Source organism: Actinoplanes xinjiangensis, assembly GCF_003148685.1.
In the GTDB taxonomy this organism is placed as follows: Bacteria; Actinomycetota; Actinomycetes; order Mycobacteriales; family Micromonosporaceae; genus Actinoplanes; species Actinoplanes xinjiangensis.
In genome coordinates this window covers 133,019-157,018 of sequence record NZ_QGGR01000009.1, presented here as the reverse complement: position 1 = coordinate 157,018, position 24,000 = coordinate 133,019, and the positions used below count along the sequence as shown (strand labels likewise).

General features: G+C 68.7%; 21 protein-coding genes, 1 tRNA gene and 1 pseudogene. 11 read left to right on the top strand and 12 right to left on the bottom strand.

Annotated elements, in window-relative coordinates; genetic code table 11:
* Window positions 1-4: 4 nt before the first annotated feature.
* Window positions 5-1,135 (top strand): ArsA family ATPase, encoded by a 1,131-nt coding sequence (gene bagB / locus BC793_RS21465; protein WP_203896333.1) that lies wholly within the window; start codon window positions 5-7, stop codon window positions 1,133-1,135.
* 35 nt (window positions 1,136-1,170) lie between these two features.
* Here bagB and BC793_RS21460 read toward each other — a convergent pair whose 3' ends face one another.
* Complete coding sequence (locus tag BC793_RS21460; protein WP_041832981.1) at window positions 1,171-1,473, bottom strand: WhiB family transcriptional regulator; 303 nt, start codon at window positions 1,471-1,473, stop codon at window positions 1,171-1,173.
* A gap of 307 nt (window positions 1,474-1,780) precedes the next feature.
* Here BC793_RS21460 and BC793_RS21455 point away from each other — a divergent pair, with 307 nt between their 5' ends.
* On the top strand, window positions 1,781-4,210 hold the full coding sequence (locus BC793_RS21455; RefSeq protein ID WP_109594949.1) for a transglycosylase domain-containing protein: 2,430 nt from the start codon (window positions 1,781-1,783) through the stop codon (window positions 4,208-4,210).
* A 70-nt stretch (window positions 4,211-4,280) separates the two neighbouring features.
* Here the strand turns inward: BC793_RS21455 and BC793_RS21450 are convergent, their stop codons facing one another.
* On the bottom strand, window positions 4,281-4,733 hold the full coding sequence (locus BC793_RS21450) for a GatB/YqeY domain-containing protein (protein WP_109594947.1): 453 nt from the start codon (window positions 4,731-4,733) through the stop codon (window positions 4,281-4,283).
* A 24-nt stretch (window positions 4,734-4,757) separates the two neighbouring features.
* Here BC793_RS21450 and BC793_RS21445 point away from each other — a divergent pair, with 24 nt between their 5' ends.
* The 3 genes from BC793_RS21445 (at window position 4,758) to BC793_RS21435 (ending at window position 6,784) form a co-directional block, all read left to right on the top strand.
* Entirely contained in the window at window positions 4,758-5,651 is an 894-nt protein-coding gene (locus BC793_RS21445) for a metallophosphoesterase (protein WP_109594945.1), read from the top strand.
* 74 nt (window positions 5,652-5,725) lie between these two features.
* Window positions 5,726-5,802: transfer RNA gene (locus BC793_RS21440), tRNA-Pro, on the top strand.
* A 271-nt stretch (window positions 5,803-6,073) separates the two neighbouring features.
* Entirely contained in the window at window positions 6,074-6,784 is a 711-nt protein-coding gene (locus BC793_RS21435) for a hypothetical protein (RefSeq protein WP_146246381.1), read from the top strand.
* Window positions 6,785-6,909: 125 nt separating this feature from the next.
* On the opposite strand, the gene BC793_RS21430 is transcribed toward BC793_RS21435, so the two are convergent.
* Window positions 6,910-7,179: a hypothetical protein gene (locus BC793_RS21430; protein WP_109594941.1), complete on the bottom strand. Its 270-nt coding sequence runs from the start codon at window positions 7,177-7,179 to the stop codon at window positions 6,910-6,912.
* Window positions 7,180-7,626: 447 nt separating this feature from the next.
* Here BC793_RS21430 and pyrE point away from each other — a divergent pair, with 447 nt between their 5' ends.
* Window positions 7,627-8,154 carry an orotate phosphoribosyltransferase gene (gene pyrE, locus BC793_RS21425; RefSeq protein WP_109594939.1) on the top strand — a complete coding sequence of 176 codons (528 nt, stop codon included), beginning with the start codon at window positions 7,627-7,629 and terminating at the stop codon, window positions 8,152-8,154.
* 789 nt (window positions 8,155-8,943) lie between these two features.
* On the opposite strand, the gene BC793_RS21420 is transcribed toward pyrE, so the two are convergent.
* Both BC793_RS21420 and BC793_RS21415 read right to left on the bottom strand, forming a co-directional pair.
* Entirely contained in the window at window positions 8,944-10,008 is a 1,065-nt protein-coding gene (locus tag BC793_RS21420; RefSeq protein WP_109594937.1) for an aspartate-semialdehyde dehydrogenase, read from the bottom strand.
* 8 nt (window positions 10,009-10,016) lie between these two features.
* A complete protein-coding gene (locus BC793_RS21415; RefSeq protein ID WP_093619389.1) occupies window positions 10,017-11,282 on the bottom strand; it encodes an aspartate kinase in 1,266 nt (421 codons plus the stop codon).
* 187 nt (window positions 11,283-11,469) lie between these two features.
* On the opposite strand from BC793_RS21415, the gene BC793_RS21410 reads away from it, so the two are divergent.
* From BC793_RS21410 to BC793_RS21390, 5 genes and pseudogenes are all read left to right on the top strand, one after another.
* Window positions 11,470-12,240: a hypothetical protein gene (locus BC793_RS21410; RefSeq protein WP_109595248.1), complete on the top strand. Its 771-nt coding sequence runs from the start codon at window positions 11,470-11,472 to the stop codon at window positions 12,238-12,240.
* 225 nt (window positions 12,241-12,465) lie between these two features.
* Window positions 12,466-14,154, top strand: coding sequence for a 2-isopropylmalate synthase (gene leuA, locus BC793_RS21405; RefSeq protein ID WP_373871244.1), 1,689 nt, complete (start codon window positions 12,466-12,468; stop codon window positions 14,152-14,154).
* A 37-nt stretch (window positions 14,155-14,191) separates the two neighbouring features.
* Entirely contained in the window at window positions 14,192-14,833 is a 642-nt protein-coding gene (locus BC793_RS21400) for an HNH endonuclease family protein (RefSeq protein WP_170167257.1), read from the top strand.
* A 5-nt stretch (window positions 14,834-14,838) separates the two neighbouring features.
* Window positions 14,839-15,081: pseudogene (locus BC793_RS21395) on the top strand (hypothetical protein); the annotation flags it as partial.
* Window positions 15,082-15,118: 37 nt separating this feature from the next.
* Complete coding sequence (locus BC793_RS21390; protein WP_109594932.1) at window positions 15,119-16,669, top strand: beta-N-acetylhexosaminidase; 1,551 nt, start codon at window positions 15,119-15,121, stop codon at window positions 16,667-16,669.
* A gap of 70 nt (window positions 16,670-16,739) precedes the next feature.
* Here the strand turns inward: BC793_RS21390 and BC793_RS21385 are convergent, their stop codons facing one another.
* The 7 genes from BC793_RS21385 to BC793_RS21355 form a co-directional block, all read right to left on the bottom strand.
* Complete coding sequence (locus BC793_RS21385) at window positions 16,740-17,852, bottom strand: ABC transporter ATP-binding protein (RefSeq protein ID WP_109594930.1); 1,113 nt, start codon at window positions 17,850-17,852, stop codon at window positions 16,740-16,742.
* A complete protein-coding gene (locus BC793_RS21380; protein ID WP_109594928.1) occupies window positions 17,849-18,841 on the bottom strand; it encodes an ABC transporter ATP-binding protein in 993 nt (330 codons plus the stop codon). Before BC793_RS21380 ends, BC793_RS21385 begins: the two co-directional genes overlap by 4 nt.
* A 7-nt stretch (window positions 18,842-18,848) precedes the next feature.
* Entirely contained in the window at window positions 18,849-19,802 is a 954-nt protein-coding gene (locus BC793_RS21375) for an ABC transporter permease (RefSeq protein WP_109594926.1), read from the bottom strand.
* Entirely contained in the window at window positions 19,799-20,803 is a 1,005-nt protein-coding gene (locus BC793_RS21370; protein ID WP_109594924.1) for an ABC transporter permease, read from the bottom strand. Before BC793_RS21370 ends, BC793_RS21375 begins: the two co-directional genes overlap by 4 nt.
* Window positions 20,804-20,903: 100 nt before the next feature.
* Complete coding sequence (locus BC793_RS21365; RefSeq protein ID WP_109594922.1) at window positions 20,904-22,568, bottom strand: ABC transporter substrate-binding protein; 1,665 nt, start codon at window positions 22,566-22,568, stop codon at window positions 20,904-20,906.
* A 156-nt stretch (window positions 22,569-22,724) separates the two neighbouring features.
* Complete coding sequence (recR, locus tag BC793_RS21360; RefSeq protein WP_093619379.1) at window positions 22,725-23,318, bottom strand: recombination mediator RecR; 594 nt, start codon at window positions 23,316-23,318, stop codon at window positions 22,725-22,727.
* 4 nt (window positions 23,319-23,322) lie between these two features.
* Window positions 23,323-23,646, bottom strand: a complete 324-nt coding sequence (locus BC793_RS21355; protein ID WP_109594920.1) for a YbaB/EbfC family nucleoid-associated protein — start codon at window positions 23,644-23,646, stop codon at window positions 23,323-23,325.
* Window positions 23,647-24,000: the final 354 nt, after the last annotated feature.

Sequence of the window (24,000 nt, the reverse complement as noted above, 5' to 3'; positions counted from 1 at the left end):
TGAATTGACGGCTCCACGGCTCGACGTCGACGGTCTGCTGTCCGACCCGTCCATCCGCATCGTGGTCTGCTGCGGGGCCGGCGGAGTGGGCAAGACGACCACGGCCGCCGCCCTCGGCCTGCGGGCCGCCGAGGTGCACGGCCGCCGCACGGTGGTGCTGACCATCGACCCGGCCCGGCGGCTCGCCCAGTCGATGGGCCTGACCGAGCTGGACAACACGCCCCGGCATGTCAAGGGCATCGACACCGAGCGGACCGGTGGCGAGTTGCACGCCATGATGCTGGACATGAAGCGCACCTTCGACGAGGTGGTCGAGCAGCACACCACCCCGAAGCGCGCCGCGGAGATCTTCGCCAACCCCTTCTACCAGGCAATGAGCTCGACCTTCGCCGGCACTCAGGAGTACATGGCGATGGAGAAACTGGGCCAGCTGCGGGCCGGTGACCAGTGGGACCTGATCGTGGTGGACACCCCGCCGTCCCGGTCGGCGCTGGACTTCCTGGACGCGCCGGCCCGGCTGTCCCGTTTCCTCGACGGCCGGATGCTGCGGATGCTCCTGGCTCCGGCCCGGACCGGCGGCCGCAGCGTGTTCAGCCTGGTCACCGCGTCGTTCGGGCTCTTCTCCAAGACCGTACAGAAAGTCCTGGGTGCGCAGCTGCTGACCGACCTGTCCGGCTTCGTCGCGGCGCTGGACTCGATGTTCGGCGGGTTCCGGCAGCGGGCCGATCAGACGTACCGGATCCTCCAGGACCCGCAGACCGCGTTCCTGCTGGTCGCCGCCCCCGAGCGGGACGCGATCCGGGAGGCGGCGTATTTCGCGGAGCGGCTGGTGGCCGAGCGGATGCCGCTGGCCGGCCTGGTACTGAACCGGATGCACCCCATCGAGCCGGCCGGGCTGAGTGCCGCGGACAGTGAGGCCGCCGCCGACCGGCTGGACGAGACGGGCGACCAGCAGGTGACCGCGGACGTGCTGCGGATCCACGCCGCGCTGCTGCGCCAGGCCGAGCGGGAGGCCGGCGTGGCGACCGGCTTCACCGGGGCGTTCCCCTCGGTGCCGACCACGTCGGTCGCAGCGCAGCCCGCCGACGTCCACGACGTCGACGGGCTGCGAACGATCGGAGCGTTGCTCGCCTGATCACCAGGTTCGCTGATCAGGCGGGCCCCGCCTGATCAGCGGGTGGAGACGAGCACCTTGTCGGCGCCCTTCTCCCGCAGTGCGGCCTCGAACATCTTCCGCCAGCTCGCCACATGCGGGTGACGGCGGAGCAGGGCTCGCCGTTCCCGTTCCGTCATGCCTCCCCAGACGCCGAACTCGATACGGTTGTCCAGGGCGTCGGCGAGGCACTCGTAGCGGACCGGGCAGCTGCGGCAGATCCTCTTCGCCACGTTCTGCTCGGCGCCCTGCACGAACAGCGCGTCAGGGTCGCCACTCTGACATGCCGCCATGCTGGGCCAGTCGCTGATCATCCCCACGGTAAACGTCCCCCCTTGTTTCACCCCCTGACGCCGGGCGGCCCCTGTTCCCCCGTGCCGCATCGGCGTCCGTGTCTCGCCGCACCATCATGCTCTGTAGTTGGGTGATTACGCAACGTTGTCCCTCAAATACGTATAGGCCGGTAGTTCCGGGCATACCGGCAAAGTCAGGGGGGCCGAACGGGGGTATCTTTGGTGCAGAAGCGGGAAAACGGTCCGCCGTGAAGGGTGACAGGTCACACTCGTATCGGGCGGAGTCGTCCTTTCCGACGGGCGGTCGCGTGCATGCTTCGCGTACCCTGCTCGGGTGACCTCCTGGTTTCGCAGACGCGATCACAACATCTTCACCAACGCGACCTCACTACTGGTCTGCGGCCTACTGGCCGGCGTAGTGGTGGCAGCCGCGGCGTTCCCGGCCGCGGCGATGACCGGGCTGGCGGCGAAAGCCGGCGGCCAGACGTTCGCGGGTCTGCCCAGTGAGCTCAAGGAATTCAGCTCCCCGCAGATCACCCGGGTCTACGCCTCGGACGGCAAGACCCAGATCGCGGTGTTCTACGACGAGTTCCGCAGCGACGTTCCGCTGAAGGACATCTCGAAGAACATGCAGGCCGCCATCCTGGCCGCGGAGGACCGCAAGTTCTACGAACACAACGGCGTCGACCTCAAAGGCGTCGCGCGTGCGTTCGTGAGCAACAACCAGGGCGGCGCACAGCAGGGCGCCTCGACTCTCACCATGCAGTACGTGCGGATGTCGCTGGCCTACTCGGCCACCAACCCGCAGGAGGTGATCGACGCCACCGAGGACAGCCCGAAGCGCAAGATCACCGAAATGAAGTACGCGCTGCAGATCTCGAAGCAGCTCTCCAAGGACCAGATCCTGGAGCGCTACCTCAACATCGCGCCGTTCGGAAACCAGACCTACGGCATCTTCGCCGCGAGTCACGTCTACTTCAACAAGAAGCCGAAGGACCTTTCCGTCGCCGAGTCGGCCATGCTCGCCGGCATGGTGAAGGCGCCGAGCAGCTTCAACCCCACCACGCCGAGCGGCCATGAGCTGATCACCGACCGCCGCAACAACTACATCATCCCGGCCATGGTCGAGATGGGCGTGGTCACCGCGGCGGACGCCGAGAAGGCCAAGAAGCAGGCGGTCCCCACCAAGGTCAAGCAGGTCGGCCGTGGCTGCGCCTGGGTGGCGAAGAACAACTGGGGCTTCTTCTGCGACTTCTTCTACCGCTGGTGGCTGGAGCAGGAGTCGTTCGGTGCGACCACCTACGACCGGGAGCGGCGCCTCAAGAGCGGCGGCTACCGGGTGGTCACCACCCTCGACCTCAAGGGCCAGGCGGGCGCCCGCCGGGAGATCTCCGAGCGCCAGTCGGACAACAGCCAGAACGCGCTGCTGCTGGCCGGTATCGAGCCGGCCAGCGGCAAGGTGCGCCTGCTCGCGACGAACCGCAAGTTCAAGCTCGACGACCCGGACAACCCGCAGAACAAGGTCTCCTCCGACCCGAGGAAGGCCAGGGAGGGCATCCGGGGCACCCACCCCAACACGACGAACCCGCTGATGAGCGGTGGCGGCGACATCACCGGTTACCAGTCCGGCTCGGTGTTCAAGATCTTCCCGATCATCGCGGCCCTGGAGAACAACTATCCGCTGAGTTACCCGATCATGGCGGAGAAACAGTACGTCTCCGGCTACATCGTGGGCCCCGGCCCGGCGACCTGTAACGGGCACTTCTACTGCCCGAAGAACGCGGGTGGCGGCGGCGGAAAGATGTACAACATGTGGTCCGCGTTCGCGAACTCGATCAACACGTACTTCATCCCGCTCCAGGAGCGGGTCGGCGCCGACAAGGTCGTCGCGGTGGCCAAGCGCTTCGGCGTCCAGTTCCGCGTTCCCGACCCGGACGCGAAGTTCGCGAACGACCCCGCCTCGGCGAAGCAGTGGGGCGCCTTCTCGCTCGGCGTGTCGGCCTCCACCCCGCTCGACATTGCGAACGCGTACGCGACCCTGGCCGGCGACGGCAAATACTGCTCGCCCACCCCGATCGAGCAGATCAGCACGCAGGACGGCCAGAAGATCGACGTCGGCAAGCCGTTCTGCAACCAGGCCACCACCACGGACGTGGCCCGGGCCGCCCTGGACGCGGCACGCTGCCCGGTCGGCGACTCGGCCCAGCTCGGTTCCTGCAACGGCGCCACCGCCCCGGACACCCGCGGCATCGTGGGCCACCCGGTCTTCGGCAAGTCCGGCACCACCGACGCGGAGAAGACCGCCTCGCTGGTCGTCGGCACCACGAAGATCGTCGTGGCGGGCTACATGGCCAACCCGGACTGGCCGGACCACCGGGACCAGATGAAGCACGGCATCATCAACCCGACCGTTCAGTACACCGTCAAGGAGTACATGAAGGACCGGGAGAAGGCGCAGTTCAAGAAGCCGAAGAGCTCGAAGATCATCTTCGGTGAGCAGCGCTCGATCCCGAACGTGGAATGCGACTCCGTCTCGTCGGCCACCAACCGCCTCGAGGACCTGGGCTTCCACGTGTCGAAGGGCGCCGAGGTCGACTCCGACTGCCCGGCCGGCACCGTCGCCGGCACCGACCCGTCCGGCCGGACGATCCGCGGCGGCGCGGTGGTCCTCCAGATCAGTAACGGCAAGCCGACCACACAGGTGCCCACACCGGGCAACAGCGGCCCACCGGGCGGACCGGGTGGACCGGGTAGGCCCAACTAGCCACAGCACCGGAAACGGGCGGGAGATCGAATCTCCCGCCCGTTTTCCGTACCCCTGGAAAGGTTTTTCGTCAGACGAGCCGGCGCCGCACCTCGGCGGCGACCCGGCCGCCCTCCGCACGCCCCGCCACGGCGGCCTGCGCCGCCTTCATCGCCGGGCCCATCTGCGCCTTGCCGGTGAATCCGCCGGCCGCCAGCGCCCCGGCCACGATCTCGGCGATCTCGGCGTCGGTGAGCTGCTTCGGCAGGTAGCGGTCGAGGACCTCACCCTCGGCCGTCTCCTTGGCCGCCTGGTCGGCGCGCCCCGCGCCGGAGAAGGCGGCCGCCGCCTCGCGACGCTTCTTCGCCTCCTTGGTGAGGACGGCCAGCACCTCGTCGTCGGAGAGCTCACGGGCCTCGTCACCGTCGACCTCAGCGATCCGGACGGCGGACAGGGCCATCCGCAGCGTCGACGTGATCAGCTCGTCCCGGGCCTTCATGGCCGTGTGCAGGTCCTCGTTCAGGCGGTCTTTCAACGTTCCCATGGCGGAGAAACTACCCTTGCGGGCATGCGTAAGCGCTCCCTTATTTCCGCCTTCGCCGCTCTCTCCGCCGCCGGCGCCGCGACGCTCGCCTATGCCGCCCTCGTCGAGCGCAACATGTTCACCCTCCGGCGCTTCGACGTCCCGGTGCTCGAACCGGACGCGGAACCGCTGCGCATCCTGCACCTCTCCGACCTGCACATGATGCCCGACCAGCGACGCAAGCAGGAATGGGTGGCCGGCCTCGGTGGCGCCGACCCGGACCTGGTGATCGTCACCGGCGACAACATGGCCGACCCGGAGTCGCTCCCCGGCGTCCTGCGCGCCCTCGACCCGCTCCTCGGCGTGCCCGGCGCGTTCGTCTTCGGCTCCAACGACTACCGCGGCCCGGTCTGGAAGAACCCGATCCAATACCTGATGCCCGACCGGGAGTACGTCCAGGGCGTCGACCTGCCCGCCGACGAACTGCGCGCCGCCCTGATCGACGCCGGCTGGGCGGACCTCAACAACGCACGGACCGTCCTCAAGGCCGGCGGCCGCTCGATCGAGCTGGCCGGCGTCGACGACCCGCACATCGAACGCGACGACTACCCGTCCGTGGCCGGCCCGATCAGTGCCGGCGCCGACCTGCACCTCGGCGTCACCCACACCCCCGCCTCCCGGGTCCTCGACGCGATGGCCGCCGACGGTTTCGCCCTCCTGCTGGCCGGCCACACCCACGGCGGCCAGGTCTGCGTACCCGGCGTGGGCGCCCTCACCACCAACTGCGACCTGCCCACCTCGATGGCGAAGGGCCTGCACCGCTGGCCCGGCTCCGACGCCTGGCTGCACGTCTCGGCCGGCCTGGGCACCCACCCCACCGCGCCGATCCGCTTCGCCTGCCGCCCGGAGGCCTCCCTACTCACCCTGATTCCCCGCTGAGCTGTGGGTTTGCCTTTCGGGGATACCGGTTGTGGAGGCCCCCTGGGCCTCCGCTAGTATTTATCTCGCAGCAGCGGGGTGTGGCGCAGCTTGGTAGCGCGCTTCGTTCGGGACGAAGAGGCCGTGGGTTCAAATCCCGCCACCCCGACCACAGTTGCAGCAGGTGAGGGCCGGTCTCCGGAAACGGAGATCCGGCCCTGAACTGTTTCTGGGCCCTCCAGGGATGGCTCGCCAGCGGCATTGTTCCCCTCTGATTCCCTCCGCCATCCTTGGGCTACCGCGGACGGCTCGCCACGAACTCGGACATACTGCTGGCAGCCCGCACTACGCCGCATTCAACGGACCTGTCGCATCCACGTCGGCGGTGGCGCCCGACGGCCCGGTCAGCGGCCTCCGGGAGCCGATCTTTCGAGGTGAACAGCATGTCGAAGTCCCTCAAGATTCTTGCCATTGCCGTGTTCGCCGGACTGTCCACCGGAGCCTGCACATCCTCGACGACGGACACCGCGGCTCCCGCGCAGGAGGGAACTGCGTCCGCCACGCCGGCAGGAAAGATCGACACCTCGGTATTCCGAGGAAGCGAATACGACTACATGGTGTTCGAGAGCCCGGAGGAGCTGGCGGGGACGAAGGGCACCACGGCGGTATTCACCGGCGATGTCGAGGGCTTCTCGCAGGGTCGTGTGGTCTCCAGCCCCGGCCTCGAGGAGAAACACGTGGTCATGAAGGTTTCCCTGAGCGAGACCTTCAAGGGAACGCGTGACGGTGACGGCTTCGCCTACGTGGAACTCCCGCAACCCACCTGCGCCGGCGACGTGCCCTGCGCCACCATCGCGGACTTCACCAGGGCCATCCCGGCCGGCACTAAGGTCCTGGTGTTCGGTGAGCCCGCCCCCGAGGCGGCACCTCCCGGTGGACGGCTCCTCGACGACGACGCGGGACGACCGGCCGGTGCCCGCCTCATCCAGCCCCATCCCCAAGGACTGCTCTTCGAGAGCGCGACCGCAACCGGAGCGACCGTTGTCGGGGCCTACGAAGAAGTCGAGAACATGCCCGAAGCCTGGCGCAAGAACCCCTCATCCGGAATCGGCGGCCTGACAGCACGACTCAAAACCGCCGAGATCAGGGACTGACATCCGGCCGATCGGCGATATCGATCATTGCGTCGCGAGTCTTGCCGAGCAGGGCTACATCTACCCACGTCGCCTGTCCCGGCCGGCAGTCGGCCCGCGTGATCCCCACCCGAGTGATCAACGCATCAGAGGGCCAACTGTGGGCCGACCGTGCGAGGGGCCATCTGTTGGGGTACCGCGTACGGGCCGATCATCGACTCCACGACCGGTGCGATGGAGGGACGCTCGTTGAGCTGCATGAGTCTGGTCGCGCGGGCCAGGGAGCCGGTCTCGCCGTCGCGGAAGCCCTCGCGGTAGCCGCGTTCGTAGCGTTCACCACGCCCCAGAGCACGGCCGAGGGCGAAGCAGGACGATCCGGCGAGAGCGAGCAGGAAGAGCATCGCGAAGGGCGTCACAGAACTATCCTTCCGGGGCACAAGCCACTAATTAGGCGAAAATTACCCTAGACAGGCATACTTTGCGCTAGGGCGGAGATCAAGTACGCCAATGGGTGACCGTTTCGAGCCCTTCGCGAGCCCCGTTCCACCGACGCGGGGCGTGCTGCCCGATCGCCGGCAGCTGAGCTCGATGAGCGCCGTGCTGCCCGATCGGCGGGCTCAGCTCGATGAGCGCCGTGCTGCCCGATCGCCAGCAGCCGAGCTCAATAAGCGCCGTGCTGCCCGATTGCCGGGAGCCGGGCTCGATGAGCGCCGCACCGTCGGCTGGAGCGGTCTTCACCGGCGCGCCAGGCGAGATCGCGGGCCGGTGTCGTCCGGGTGGCCCGTGAGCCGGGACCGAGGGCACCGGAGCGGAAGCAGGGGTGCCGTTCGGCGGGTCCGGCCAACCTGACAAGGTGAGACCTTGTGACTGACTCCATCGACCTCGCCCGCAAGGTCCGCAGCGTGAGCCGCCTCACCGGCGAGTTCACGCTCCGCTCCGGCCGCACCGCCACCGAATACTTCGACAAGTACCAGTTCGAGGCCGACCCGGTCCTGCTCGACCAGCTGGCCGAACGCCTCGCCGTCCTCATCCCCGAGGGCACCGAGGTTCTCGCCGGCCTGGAGATGGGCGGCATCGCCGTGGTCACCGCGCTCGCCCGGCACGCGAAACTGCCCACCGCGTTCGTCCGCAAGCAGGCCAAGAAGTACGGCACCGCCCGCCTAGCCGAAGGTGCCGAGGTGGCCGGCCGCCGCGTCCTGATCGTCGAGGACGTCGTCACCTCCGGCGGCCAGGTCGTCCTCTCCACCGGCGACCTGCGCAAACTCGGCGCCCACGTGGACCACGCGCTCTGCGTCATCGACCGTCAGGAGGGCGGCTCCCAGGCCCTCGCCGCCGAAGGCATCACGCTGCGCGCGCTCCTGACCCGAGCCGACCTCGACGCCGCCGCCTGACGGCCCTCCGTTCGACGGTCACCCCACCGGGCGGTGCCGCACAGCCCGGTGGGCCTTCCCCACCACCGCACCCCACCCACGGCAGACGCTGTCCCCGGCCCCGCCGCGCAGGCGCTCCCCACCCAACGGTCGCGCACCGCAGGCGTTCCCCACCCGCAGCCCTGCACGGCAGGCACTCCACACACACGACCCCGCACGGCAGGCACTCACGAAGGGGTCACCAACCCTTCCGCCGCTCCTGAGGGCTCACGCTGGTAGGCGCCCACGACGCCGCTTCTCGGCGCATGCCGGTGGCCGCCGATCTTCTTGGCTGGCCGCCACCGCTGTCCCACGATCCTCGATACAGCGGTGAGCACCAGCCGGCGTTATCCACCGTGTGCGCTCGCGAGCCCTGGACCGGCACGGCCGCCCACGGCGCGCGGTCTTGACTCCGGTAGGGGCATTCGATCTTCGTGGCTGGGAGTCACCGCTGCTTCCAGCGCGGTGAGACAGCGGTGACGACCAGCCGGATGAAACGGTGACCGACCTCGATCGGGCGCGCCCCAGAACGGTGACCCCGGGCTTCCGCCCGGCGGGCGCGCTGCGGTCCGGACCACCGGGGACCTCGCGTGGTAGCCCGGGGACGGGCTGGTTCGGCGGGACGGGCCGGCGCGTACAAGAAAGGCGTCGCCACGCAGCAGGGAGCGCCTGCCGGGCCGTGGACGGCTACCGGGTGGAAGGAAAGGCCCCACGAACCGGAAGACACCGGCTGCCGGGCGGGACGGAGTACGCCGCGACGCGGACGGGGGGTCAGGGGGTGCGTTTGGCGATTTCGGTGGCGATCAGTTCGGCGATCTGGACCGTGTTGAGGGCCGCGCCCTTGCGCATGTTGTCGCCGGTGATGAAGAGGGAGAGCGCCCGCGGGTCGTCCATAGCGCGGCGGATGCGGCCGACCCATGACGGGTCGGTGCCGACGGCGTCGATCGGCATCGGGAATTCGCCGGCTTCCGGGTCGTCGACGAGGATGACGCCGGGGGCGTTGCGCAGCACCTGGCGGGCGCCGTCGGCGGTGACCTCGGAGGCGAAGACGGCGTGCACGGCGACCGAGTGGCCGGTGACGACCGGGACGCGTACGCACGTGGCGGAGACCTTGAGGGCCGGCAGGGCGAGAATCTTGCGGGACTCGTTGCGGAGTTTCATCTCCTCCGACGACCAGCCGTTGTCCGCGAAGTCGCCGGACCAGGGCACCACGTTGAGTGCGAGCGGGGCCGGGAAGGGGCCGAGGTCGTCGCCGACGGCCTGGCGCACGTTGCCGGGGCGGGAGCCGAGCAGGCGGTCGCCGGCGACCTTGGTGAGCTGGTCGTGCAGGGTGTCGATGCCGACCTGGCCGGCGCCGGACGCGGACTGGTAGGAGGCCAGGACGAGTTCGCGCAGACCGTACTCGTAGTGGAGCGGTGCCAGCGCGATGATCATCGCGGCGACGGTGCAGTTGGCGCTGGACACGATGCCGGCCGGGCGGTGGGCGGCGTCCTCGCGGTTGACCTCGGGCACCACCAGAGGCACGTCGGGTCGCATGCGGAAGGCCGACGAGTTGTCGACGACGACGGTGCCGCGGCCGACGGCGATCGGCGCCCACTGCTCGGACACCGCGTCGGGGACGTCGAACATCGCCACGTCGACGCCGTCGAAGGCGCCGGGGGTCAGCTCGTGCACCTCGAGACGCTCGCCGCGGCAGGTCAGCGACTTGCCGGCGGACCGGGCCGAGGCGAGCAGGCGGATCTCGCCCCAGACGTTGCGCCGGGACGAGAGCAATTCGAGCATGACGGAACCGACGGAGCCGGTGGCTCCGACGACGGCGAGCGTGGGCTGCGCCATCGCTCGGGTTACCGGCCTGTACCGCCGTAGACGACGGCTTCCTCGTTGCTACCGAGCTCGAACGCGGCGTGCACGGCACGCACCGCGGTGTCGAGGTCGGTGTCGCGGCAGACGACCGACACCCGGATCTCCGAGGTGGAGATCATCTCGATGTTGACGCCGGCGGCACCGATGGTGGCGAAGAACTCGGCGGCGACACCGGGGTGCGAGCGCATGCCCGCACCGACCAGCGAGACCTTGCCGATGTGGTCGTCGAAGAGCAGGCTCTTGAACTTGACGTCGCCCTTGATCTTGTCGAGCGCGTTCATCGCGGTCTGGCCGTCGGCCTTCGGCAGGGTGAACGAGATGTCGGTCCGCCCGGTGCCCTCGGTCGACACGTTCTGCACGATCATGTCGATGTTGATCTCGGCTTTGGCGACCGTCTCGAAGATGCGGCCGGCCGCGCCCGGCTCGTCGGGCACCCCGACGATCGTGATCTTGGCATCGCTGCGCTCGTGCGCGACCCCGGTGATCAGTGCGTTCTCCACGTCAGGGTCCTCCATCGAGCCGGTGACTAGCGTGCCTTCTTTGTTCGAGTACGAAGAGCGTACGTGGATCGGGACGTTGAAACGCCGCGCGTACTCCACGCATCGCAACATCAGCACCTTCGCGCCGCCGGCGGCGAGGTCCAGCATCTCCTCGTAGGTGATCTTCTTGATGTGCTTGGCGTCGGGCACGATCCGCGGGTCCGCGGTGAAGACGCCGTCCACATCGGTGTAGATCTCGCAGACGTCGGCGTGCAGGGCCGCGGCCAGGGCGACCGCCGTGGTGTCCGAGCCGCCGCGGCCGAGCGTCGTGATGTCCTTGGTGTCCTGTGACACGCCCTGGAAGCCGGCGACGATGGCGATGGCGCCCTCGTCCAGCGCGGTCCGCAGGCGGCCGGGGGTGACGTCGATGATCCGGGCCTTGCCGTGCACCGAGGTGGTGAGCACGCCGGCCTGGGATCCGGTGTACGACCGCGCCTCATACCCCAGGTTGTGGATCGCCATGGCGAGCAGCGCCATCGAGATCCGCTCGCCCGCGGTGAGCAGCATGTCCAGCTCGCGGCCGGGTGGCAGCGGGCTCACCTGGTTGGCCAGATCGAGCAGCTCATCCGTGGTGTCGCCCATCGCGGAGACGACGACCACGACGTCGTCGCCGGCCTTACGGGCGGCGACGATGCGCTCGGCCACCCGCTTGATGCGTTCAGCGTTCGCTACCGACGAACCACCGTACTTCTGCACCACTAGAGCCACGGCGAAACCATTCCTTCGGCGATACGGAACAACGACGCCGGTCAGGGCAGTCGCCACCACACTAGCCGCGCGGCGGCACAGCCTCGACAGGCGATCCCAGAATCCGGCCAACGTCACCGCGACACGCCGGTGACTCATCGGCGGCCGTGTCGCGTGCGGCGTGCCGTCCGGGGGTGAGAATGTCGCGATGCGCCTTCCCTCCGCGTTGCCGGTCGCGCTGTTGACGGCCGTTCTGGCCGGCTGCGGTGTCAGCGACGCCACGCCGGAGCCCGCTCCCGGCCCGCCGTCCGCCTCGCCGTCCGCCGCCGCCCCGGCTCCCGAGGCCAGGAACGAGTTCGCCGGCCTGGCCGCGCTCGCCCTGGACCGCCGGTACGCGGCGCTCTACACCCTGGAGTCCGACGGCTCCAGCCGGGAGATCGTGGCCGCGGTCGCCGACGACGGCACGTGGCGGGTGGACATCCCGGGCGGTGCGCTGGGCGGCACCGCGGGGGTCACCGTCATCAGGGTGCCGGCCGGTCTGTATCAGTGCACGCTGTCCACCCCGAGCGCGCCGGTCAGCCCGACGTGCGTCCGGGTGGCCGAGCGCGGTGACAAGGTGCCCCGGCGGTACGACCCACGCGTGCAGCGCCTGTTCCGGCAGTGGCTGCCCGTCTTCATCGACCGTAAGGCCCCGCTGGCGGTATCCGCGGTGCAGCCGCTGGCCGGTGTGGAGGGCTCCTGTTACGCCGTCGACTCGGTGACCGCCGCACTGGACCGGCCGGTGGACGTCGGCATCTACTGCTATTCCGCGGACGGCATGCTGACCGGGGCCCGGGTGGACTTCGGCCTGCTCAAGCTGGTCCGGCAGGTGGCCGGGCCGAAGTCGTTGCAGCTACCGGGCCCGGAGGTGGCCGGCGAGCCGATGGGGTTGACCGCCCCGCCACCGGCGCCGGTGCCGAGCCTCGTCGCCCCGTCCTGACCGCTGCCGGCTTCCCACGATCCGGGCGTTCGGTTAGCCGATGCGATTTCGATGACGTAACGTGGCTGGCGACATGTGGCAGGTGACTCTTCTCCTTCGCTGCCGCGACGAGGCCCCATTCCAGGCCGGCACCTCGTCGCGGAGGTGACGCGCGCCGCCTGCTCGTCTTTCTCTTGACTGGAGCAGTCCCACATGTCCGTTTTTGATACTCAGCGTCCCAGCGCCATGCCTTTCCAGCGGTACGAGTCGTACCAGAAGCAGTTCCCGGTGAGCCTGCCCGATCGGCAGTGGCCCTCCCGGGTGACCGAGAAGGCGCCCCGCTGGTGCGCGGTCGACCTGCGTGACGGCAACCAGGCCCTGATCGACCCGATGTCACCGGAACGCAAGCGGCGGATGTTCATGCTGCTGGTGAAGATGGGTTACAAGGAGATCGAGGTCGGCTTCCCGGCGGCGAGCCAGACCGACTTCGATTTCGTACGGCAGCTGATCGAGCAGGACCTGATCCCGGACGACGTCACCATCCAGGTGCTGGTGCAGTGCCGCGAGCACCTGATCGACCGCACGTTCGAGTCGATCCGGGGTGCCAAGCGCGCCATCGTGCACTTCTACAACTCGACGTCGACGCTGCAACGGCGTGTGGTGTTCGGTCTGGACCGCGACGGCATCACCGACATCGCGACGACCGGTGCCCGGCTCTGCCAGAAGTATGCGGAGATCCACACCCCGGACACCGAGATCTTCTACGAGTACTCGCCGGAGTCCTACACGGGGACCGAGCTGGAGTACGCGCTGGAGATCTGCTCGGCGGTGATCGACGTGATCGACCCGACGCCGGACCGCCCGCTGATCATCAACCTGCCTGCCACGGTCGAGATGGCCACGCCGAACGTGTACGCCGACTCGATCGAGTGGATGCACCGCCACCTGCCCCGGCGGGACAGCGTCATCCTGAGCCTGCACCCGCACAACGACCGGGGCACCGGGGTCGCGGCCGCCGAGCTGGGCCTGATGGCCGGCGCCGACCGGATCGAGGGCTGCCTGTTCGGCAACGGCGAGCGCACCGGCAACGTCGACCTGGTGACGCTGGGGCTGAACCTGTTCTCGCAGGGCATCGACCCGCAGGTGGACTTCTCGAACATCGACGAGATCAAGCGGACCGTCGAGTACTGCAACCAGCTGCCGGTGCACGAGCGTCACCCGTACGCGGGCGATCTGGTCTACACCGCGTTCTCCGGCTCGCACCAGGACGCGATCAAGAAGGGTTTCGTGGCGCTCCAGGCCGACGCCGACGCCGCGGGCACCGAGATCGACGACTTCACCTGGGGTGTGCCGTACCTGCCGATCGACCCGAAGGACGTGGGTCGTACCTACGAGGCGGTCATCCGGGTCAATTCGCAGTCCGGTAAGGGCGGCGTCGCGTACATCATGAAGGAGGAGCACAAGCTGGACCTGCCGCGGCGGCTGCAGATCGAGTTCTCCGGGGTGGTGCAGCAGCACACCGATTCCGACGGCGGCGAGGTCTCCCCGCAGCAGATGTGGGACTACTTCGCCACCGAGTACCTGATCGAGCACCAGGCGACGACCGCCTTCAAGCTGGAGAGCTACAGCACCGCCACGGTCGACGGCAAGGTGGAGATCGACGCGCAGGTGTTCCACCGCGGTGTGCGGCGGCCGCTGGTCGGTGTCGGTAACGGCCCGATCGACGCGTTCGTGCAGGCCATCGCCCCGCTGGGGATCACCGCCCGGGTGCTGGACTACAACGAGCACGCGCTGACCTCCGGTGGCGACGCGCAGGCGGCCGCCTATGTGGAGGTCGAGGTCGGTGACGTCACCGTCTGGGGTGTCGGCATCGACGCCAACATCGTGAGCGCGTCCATCAAAGCGGTGACGAGCGCGATCAACCGCGCCCGCTGATTGGCGCACTGCAAGATCCGGTACGAGACTGAGCTACGTGCCCCCACGTAGCTCAGTTCTCGTCGCCGCCCTCGTCACTCTGATCACCTCCGCCGGTTGTGAGGTCACCTCCGCCGGCGACCCCGGCAACCCGGACCCCGGCGCCCCGCCGAGATCCGGTGGCGGCGCTGCGGCTCTCGACACCCTGACCGTCGCCGAGGCCCGTTCGATGAAGGGCTACAGCCGGGAGAAGTTCCCGCACTGGCGGGATGCCGGCGAGAACTGCGACGTCCGCGACACCGTCCTCAAACGTGACGGTGACAAGGTCAAGTTCTCCGGTTGCAACGTCGTCGCCGGCACGTGGGACAGCTGGTACGACGGCAAGAAGCTGGACGTGCCCACCCAGGTCGACATCGACCACATGGTTCCGCTCGCCAACGCCTGGCGCTCCGGCGCCGACGGATGGACCAACGACGAGCGCGGCGACTTCGCCAACGACCTGGACCGGCCCCAGCTGTTCGCCGTCTCCGCCTCGTCGAACCGGTCGAAGGGCGACCAGGACCCGTCCACCTGGAAGCCGCCGGCGAAGGACGCCTGGTGCACATATGCCGAGGACTGGATTGAGGTGAAGAGCTACTGGAAACTGACGATCACGCAGAAGGAGAAGGAAGCTCTCACCGACATGCTGGGGACCTGCTGATGAGCAAGACCACCGACATCGTGCCGGGACCGGGCGGCGTGATGACCGACGAGGCCGGCGTCGTCACCGGCGACCTCACCCTGCGCACCGAGCTGTCCGAGGCGGGCGAGGCGGTGCTGTCCGTGCAGTACAAGGACGCCGAGGAGTGGTATGCGGTGACCGGCGGCCGGACGAAACTGACCGACCCGGCCGACCTGGACGCCGTCCACACGATCGCCGTCGGCCTCCTCCACCGCCCGGAAGGCTGACGGTGGCCCCTGGACCGCGCTGGCTACGGTCGGGCGGGTGCGTCTCTTCCGCCTGACCCTCGCCCTGGTCGTGGCCCTGCCTCTGGTCACCGCGACGGCCTCGGTGGCCTCGTTCCGGGAACGTGTGCCGATCGCCCTGACCGGTGTCCTTCCCGCGGTGGCCGACGCGGTGCCGGCGCCGGGCGACGACTTCCAGATCACCGAGGACACCGTGATCGTCGGTTCCGGCGACGTCGCCGGGCAGCTCGCGGCGATCCTGCGACCCGCGACCGGCTTCGTCCTGCCGGTCGTGACGCGGCCGTCGAGGAACGCCGTCCTCCTGCGGCTGGAGCCGGGCCACGGTGACGAGGGCTATCGGCTGGTGATCCGCCGGGAGAGTGTGGAGCTGCTCGCGACCGAGCGGGCCGGGCTCTTCAACGGGGTGCAGACGCTGCGCCAGCTGCTGCCGCCGGCGATCGAGGCGGACGTCCCGCAACGCCGACAGTGGATCGTCCCGGGTGGGACCATCACCGACCGGCCGCGGTACGCCTACCGCGGCACAATGCTCGACCTGGCGCGCCACTTCCCCACGCCGGACGAGATCCGCACCCACATCGACCGGATCAGCCGGTTCAAGATCAACCACCTGCATCTGCACCTGAGCGACGACCAGGGCTGGCGGATCCGGATCGACGCGTGGCCGAAGCTGACCGAGATCGGCGGCGCGCCCGGGACCGGGGTGGGCGGTCACGGCGGCGGCTTCCTGACCAAGCAGGACTACCGGGACCTGGTCCGTTACGCCGCCGACCGGAACGTCACGATCGTCCCCGAGATCGACATGCCCGGTCATGTGAACGCCGCCCAGACCGCCTATCCCGAGCTGACCTGCGACGGTGTGGCGCCGCGACGGCGTACCGACATGCGGGTCGGTTACAGCACCCTCTGCGTCGGCGAGGAGGTCACCTACCGGTTCGTCGAGGACGTCATCCGGGAACTGGCCGAGATGACGCCCGGCCCGTACCTGCACATCGGCGGTGACGAGACGTTCGCCACCTCGCACGGCAGCTACCTGGCCTTCCAGCGCCGGGTGCTCCCGCTGGTCCACAAATACGGCAAGATCCCGTACGGCTGGCACGAGATCGGGCAGTCGCCGGCCGCCACCGGCGCGGTGCTGCAGTTCTGGGGCCGGGAACGCAACCACCCGTCGGTGGCCACCGCGGTCGCCGCCGGCGCGAAACTGATCATGTCGCCCGCGAACCGCACCTACCTGGACATGGAGTACGACCTGCTCACACCCGGCGGTCTCGACTGGGCCGGCGCGATCGAGGTGAGCACCGCCTACGGCTGGGATCCGGCGACCCTGCTCCCCGGCATCCCGGAGCCGAGCATCCTCGGCGTCGAGGCGCCCCTCTGGTCGGAGACCCTGCGCACCCAGGACGACATCGAGTTCCTGGCCTTCCCCCGCCTGGTCGCGATCGCCGAACTCGGCTGGTCCCCCCGCGCCACACACGACTGGAACTCGTTCCGTGCACGTCTCGGGGCCTACGGCCCGCGGTGGGTCCGCGACGGCGTCCGATTCCACCGATCTCCCGAGATCCGCTGGTTCTGAGACCCTCCTCGGGTACGACAGGAGGCCGCCCCGAATCCGGAGCGGCCTCGTCGCGTACCCATGAATGGTGTCAGACCACCGGACCGCCGGGCGTCTCCAACGCGGTCTCCAGGGCGCCGTGGGCGTCCCTCGCCCCGGCGCCGTCCGCGATGAGCTCGGCCTTCACCGCGTGCGACCGGATCTCGCCGGACTCGATCTGCTCCGCCCAGTGGCAGGCCACCCGGTGCGTGCCGGTGCCGATGATCCGCAGGCCCGGCCGTTCGTCGCGGCACCTGGTGGGCTGCGCCCACGGGCATCGCGTGTGGAACCGGCAGCCGGTCGGCGGGTTCGCCGGTGACGGCAGATCACCGGCGAGCAGGATGCGTTCCCGCCGGTCCTCGATCTCGGGGTCGGGCACCGGGACCGCCGACATCAGCGCCCGCGTGTACGGGTGCAGCGGCTGGCGGTACAGGTCGTCGCTCGACGCCTCCTCGACCAGGGCGCCCAGGTACATGACGCCGACCGTGTCGGAGATGTGTTTGACGACCGCCAGGTCGTGGGCGATCACCAGGTAGGTCAGGCCCAGTTCCTCCTGCAGATCCTCCAGCAGGTTGATCACCTGTGCCTGGATGGAGACGTCCAGCGCCGAGACCGGCTCGTCGGCGACGATCAGGTCCGGGTTGAGCACCACGGCCCGGGCGATGCCGATGCGCTGCCGCTGACCGCCGGAGAACTCGTGCGGGTAGCGCGACAGCGCCCACTGCGGCAGGCCGACCGCGTCCAGTGACTTGGCGATGATCTTCCGTCGCTCGGTCCGGTCGCCGCCGAGGCCGTGTGCCTGGAGGCCCTCGGTGAGGATCGACTCGACGTTCTGCCGCGGGTCCAGGCTGGACATCGGGTCCTGGAAGATCATCTGCATGCGCCGGCGCATCGACCGGAGCTGCTTGGCGGGCAGGGTGGTCAACTCGGTGCCGTCGAAGTTCACCCGGCCCCCGGTCGGCGGGGTGAGCTGCAACAACGCGCGGCCCAGCGTCGACTTGCCGCAGCCGGACTCGCCGACCAGCCCGTACGTCTCGCCCTTGTTGATCCGCAGGTCGACACCGTCGACCGCCTTGACGTGCCCGACCACCCGGTCCAGGAAGACACCGCGCTTGATCGGGAAATGCACTTTGAGGTCGTCGACCTCGACCAGCGTTTCGGTCACGACGGCACCTCCACGGTCCGCGACTCGGGATTGACACAGCGGTACGCGTGCCGGTGCACACCCTCGACCAGCGCCGGGGGCTCCCCGACACAGGCGTCGACGCGGCGGTCGCACCGCGGGGCGAAGGCGCACCCGTCCGGCCACGGCAGGACATCGCGCACCGAGCCGCGGATCGCGTGCAGCCGCTCGCCCTTGCCGGCGTCGAGACGCGGGACCGAACCGAGCAGACCCGTGGTGTACGGGTGCCGCGGGTCGGCGAACAACGGCTTGCGGCGGGCCGACTCGACGACCCGGCCGGCGTAGAGCACGTTGACCGTGTCGCACATGCCGGCCACCACACCCAGGTCGTGCGTAATCATGACGAGCGCGGTCCCGGAGTCACGGACCAGGCCGCGCAGCAACTCCAGGATCTGCGCCTGAATGGTCACGTCCAACGCGGTGGTCGGCTCGTCGGCGATCAGCAGCTTCGGCGCACAGGCGACCGCCATGGCGATCAGCGCCCGCTGCCGCATACCGCCGGAGAGCTGGTGCGGGTACTCCTTGAGGCGCCGCGTCGGGTCCGGGATGCCGACCCGGTTGAGCAGGTCGGTGGCCTCCGCGGTGGCCTTCGCGCCGGTCAGGCCGCGGTGCCGGGTCAGGACCTCGGTCACCTGGATGCCGATCGGGATGACCGGGTTCAGCGAGGACAGCGGATCCTGGAAGATCATCGCGACGTCCCGGCCCCGGATGTCGCGCATCGTCCGCTCGTCGGTCTTGAGCAGGTCGGTGTCACCGAACATCGCGGAACCGCCGATGGTCACGCCACGCTGCTTCGGCAGCAGCCCCATCAGTGCCAGCGACGTGACGCTCTTGCCGCAGCCGGACTCGCCGACCAGGCCGACGACCTCACCGGCCTCGACCGAGAACGACACCCCGTCGACCGCCCGTACGGTGCGCTGACCGCGTCGCGCGAAGGTGACGGACAGATCCTTTACATCGAGCAGTGGCATCGCGGCCTCACTTCCGCAGTTTCGGGTCGAGGGCCTCGCGCATCGCCTCACCGAGCAGGGTGAAACCGAGCGCGGTGATGATGATGCCCAGCGCCGGATAGATCGCCAGGCCGGGCCGGATGTCCAGGAATCGCTGCGCCTCGGCGAGCATCAGACCCCACTCCGGGGTCGCCGAGTCCGGGTTGCCCAGGCCGAGGAAGGACAGGGCCGCCGCCTCGATGATCGCGGTGGCCAGGGTCAGGGTCGCCTGCACGATCACCGGAGCCAGCGAGTTCGGCAGGATGTGCCCGATCGCGATCTTGGTGCGCTTCACGCCCAGCGAGGTGGCCGCCAGCACGTAGTCGCTGTTGGCCTGCGCCACCATGGCGCCGCGCAGCAAGCGCGCGAAGATCGGCACCGAGACCACGCCGACCGCGATCATCACGGTGGTCAGGCTCGCGCCGAGCAGAGCGGCGATGCTGACCGCCAGCAGCAGGCTCGGCAGGGCCAGCAGCATGTCGACGATGCGCATCAGCACCGAGTCGACGGCCCGGCCGACCCGGCCGCCGAGGCCGGCGGCGGCACCGGCGATGCCACCGACCAGCGCGCCGATGGTGAGACCGATCAGCGTGGAGATGATGCCGACCAGCAGCGTCTGGCGGGCGCCGACCAGCAGCCGGCTGAGCTCGTCCCGGCCTTGATGGTCGTAGCCGAGCCAGTGTTCGGCGGACGGGCCCGGAATGATGCCCTGCCCAGACCTGACCTCGCCTTTGCCGATGAAATCGGTCGGCGAGTACGGGGCCACCCACGGTCCGATGATCGCCACCAACACGAAGATCACCAGAATCGCGATCCCGACCAGGGCGGTCGGGTTGCGGCGCACCCGGCGGAACGCTTCGGTCCACAGGCTGACGCCGTGCTCGTCCTGCTTCGCCGCGGTCAGTTCGCCGAGGCGGTCGATCTTGTCGGTCTTGGTGCTCATCGGACCCTCACCCTCGGGTCGATCAGGCTGTACGACACGTCGACCAGCAGGTTCACCAGGACGTAGAAGACCGCAATGATCATGATGAAGCCCATCAGCACCGGATAGTCACGGTTGCTGATCGCCTCGTAGAGGAACGCTCCGATGCCGCTGAATGCGAACACCGTCTCGGTCAGCACCGCGCCGGAGAGCAGGCCACCGGTGAGCAGGCCGATCACCGTGACGATCGGCAGCATCGCGTTGCGCAGGATGTGCCGGCCCCGGATCGTACGCTCGTTCAGGCCCTTCGACTGGGCCGTCCGGACGTAGTCCTCGCTCAGCACCTCGAGCACGCTGGCCCGGGTGATCCGCACGATGATCGCCAGCGGAATGCTGGCCAGCGCGATGCCGGGCAGGATCAGATGCCACAGTGCGTCGAGCGCGGCATCCCACTCCCGGGTCATCAGCCCGTCCAGGACGAAGAAGTTGGTGATACGCGTGGCACCGAGCGTCGGATCCTGCCGTCCACTGGACGGGAACAGCTGCAGGTTCTCCGAGAAGATCGCCTTCAGCACGTACGCCAGGAAGAAGACCGGGACACAGATGCCGATCAGTGAACCACCCACCGAGGCGCTGTCCAGAAAGCTGCCACGGCGGCGGGCGGCCAGGTAGCCCAGCGGGATGCCGACGCCGATCGCGATGATCATCGCGGTGATGGTGAGTTCGACGGTCCCCGGGAAACGCTCCAGGAACTCCGTCATGACCTCGCGCTTCGTCGAGATCGAGGTGCCCAGGTCGAGCTTGAGCATGCGCTTCATGAACCGGCCGTACTGGATCAGCAGCGGCTCGTCCAAGCCCAGGTTCTTCCGGATCTGCGCACGCAGCTCCGGGGTGCCGCGCTCACCGAGGATCGCGGTCTCGGGGCCGCCGGGCAGGCGGCGCAACCAGATGAACAGAAGAATCGACAGACCGAACAGCGTCGGAATCAGCTGTAGCAGTCGTCGCACGATGAACCGAATCAAGGCCGCCTCGTAAGGTGGGAGGTCGACAGCGGGCGAGCGTCAGGGTATGACGCCCGCCCGCCGGTAGAGCAATAGGAAGATGCCGGATTACGGCTACGGCTCAGGAGAAGGTGGCCCCGACGAAGCGCTCGTCGGTCAGCGGGCTCGGCGTGATGCCGGTGAGGCCCTTACCGAAGACGATCGCCGGCGGCGAGTGCGAGATCGGGACACCCGGCGCGAACTCCGCGATCGCGGCGTTCAGAGCCTTGTACTTCTCCACCCGCTGGGCCTGGTCGGCCGTGCTGTCGGCGTCCTTGAACTGGGCGAAGAGAGGCGCGTTGTTGAAGCCCCACTCGTCCTTCTGCCGGTCGAACATGGTGCCGATGAAGTTGTAGGCGTCACCGTAGTCACCGGTCCAGCCCAGCAGGTGCAGGTCGTGCGCGCTACCCGAGGTGGTGGCGTTGAGGTAGTCCGGGCTCCACTTCAGCGGAATGCCCTCGACCTCGATACCGACCGCCTTCAGGTCGGCCGCGAGCAGCTCGTAGATGTCCTTCGGGCTCGGCATGTACGGCCGGGTGACCTCGGTCGGGTAGTGGAACTTCAGCTTGAGGTTGCTCGCACCGGCCGCGGCCAGCAGCTTCTTGGCTTCCTCGACGTTGTAGTCGTACTTCTTGACGTCCGCGTTCCAGCCCTCGACCGTGTCCGGCATGAACTGGCTGGCGGCCTTGGCGCCCGGGGGCAGCTTCGAGTCGACCAGGGCCTGACGGTTGATCGCGTACGAGATCGCCTGGCGAACCTCGGGCTTGGCCAGCGCCGGGTTGCCCTTCTGGTTGATCGCCATGTAGAGGATGTTGAACGCCGGACGGGTGAGGACGTTGAAGCCCTCGCCCTTCAGCGGCTCCACGTCCGCCGGGCCGACCAGGTCGAAGCCCTGGATGTCGCCGGAGCGCAGCGCCTGCTTACGGGCGTTCTCGTCGGAGATCGTACGGAAGACGATGGTCTTCAGCTTCGCCTTGTCGCCCCAGTAGGCGTCGTTCCGCTCGATGGTCAGCGACTTGTTCGGCTTGTCCCAGGTCTTGAACTTGAACGGGCCGGTGCCGGTCGGGTGCTCCATCGCGTACGACGGGTACTTGATGTCGTCGGCGGTGCCGGTGATGTTCGACGCCTCGTACTGCTTGAGGGCGGCCGGGCTGTGGATCGCGAACGACGGCAGCATGAGCGCCGACGGGATCTTGCTGGTGACCCGGGTGAACGCCATGTCCACGGTCGTGGCGTCCTTGGCGGTGCACGACTTGAAGAGGCTCGGCGGCAGCTCGGCGCTCTCGTTCTTCGCGAAGCCACCCATCACGTCCTGCCAGTACGGCGTGACGTCCGGGCTCTGCATCAGACCGGTCGAGTTGTACCAACGGTCGAAGTTCGCACAGACCGCCTCGGCGTTGAAGTCGGTGCCGTCGTGGAACTTCACGCCGGACCGGAGCTTGAACGTCCAGGTGGTGCCGGCCGCATCCGGGGTCCAGCTCTCCGCCAGACCGGGCGACGCCTTGGTGCCGCCCTCCTCCGGGCGCACCAGCGTCTCGAAGATCTGCCGGGCGACGCGCAGCGACTCACCGTCGCTGGCGAGGCTCGGGTCCAGCACCTTGGGGTCACCGGCGACACCGAAGACCAGCGTGTCCTTGACGGCGGTGTTGCCACCAGATCCGTCACGCTCGCTCTCGGCGCAGCCGGAAGCTGCCAGAACAGCGACTGCGGCAACCGCGATAGCGGCCCTCCGCCTCGATGTACGCATCGTGCTTCACCTCTGCCTTGTGGGGTGGTCAACGCGGTGGAGTGTGCCACCGATGCGACGGACATTAACGGCCCGGTAAGTTTCCTGGGAGCCGTTGGTATCCAATCGTGTTGTTACAAGGCTGCTTCGTAACGCAACCACCCCGGCACAGAGCGCTCAGACGGCGCGCCGCCCCTCGAAAGCTCGACCCAGCGTGATCTCGTCGGCATACTCCAAGTCACCGCCGACCGGCAGACCACTGGCCAACCTGGTCACCGTGAGGCCCATCGGTTTGATCAGCAGCGCCAGATAGGTCGCCGTGGCCTCACCCTCCGTGTTCGGGTCGGTGGCCAGGATCAGCTCCTTGACCTCACCGGTCCCCACCCGGAACAGCAGCTCCCGGATCTTCAGGTTGTCCGGCCCGATGCCCTCCAGCGGGTTGATCGCCCCGCCGAGCACGTGATAACGCCCCCGGAACTCGCCGGTGCGCTCGATCGCCACGACGTCCTTCGGCTCCTCCACCACACACAACACCTCGTTGGTGCGGCGCGGATCCCGGCAGACCCGGCACTGCTCCGACTCGGCCACGTTGAAGCAGGTCGTACAGAAACGCACCAGGTCCTTGACCTTGCGCAGCGCGGTGGCCAGCCGATTCACATCAGCCGGATCCGCGGAGAGGACGTGAAAGGCGATGCGCTGCGCCGACTTCGGGCCCACACCCGGAAGCCGGCCCAGCTCATCGATCAAATCCTGGATGGCGCCTTCATACACGGGATCAGAACCCCGGCAGGGAGAGGCCGCCGGTCGCCGGGCCCATCTTCGTCTCGGCCAGCTCACGCTGCTTCTCGGCCGCGCTGTGGATCGCCGCGAGCACCAGGTCCTCCAGCGTCTCCACGTCGTCCGCGTCGACCACCTTCGGGTCGATCTTCACCGACTTGAACTCACCCAGACCGGTGATCACCACGGTCACCAGGCCGTTGCCGGCGGTCGCGGACAGCTCGGCCTCGGCCAGCTCGGCCTGCGCCCGGGCGACCTGCTCCTGCATCTTCTGCGCCTGCTTCATGAGCTGCTGCATGTTGGGCTGTGCACCGGGCCGCATGGCACCGCTCCTCGTCTAGTCGGTCAGTTGTCCACCGTCGATACGGCGCGGCGGTCGAAGTTACCGCGCCAGCGTAGCCGCCACCCGATCCATGCCCGCTGCGGCGCCACGACAACCACGCCCGCCCGTCCGGCGCTCGCACCGGGCGCCCCGGTGACGCCCTTCGGGCCGACGGGACGTGGCCGTGGGCATCAGCATGCTGCCGATGACCGGTGGATGCTCCACCGGCGACCTGCATGCCCAGGTCGCCGGGTCCTTCGACGCCTCGGTTTCGCCGGCACCGGTCAGAGTTCGGCGATCTTCTCCGCGCCGAACGCCTCCCGGAGCAACTGCATGGCCAGTTCCTCGCTGCTC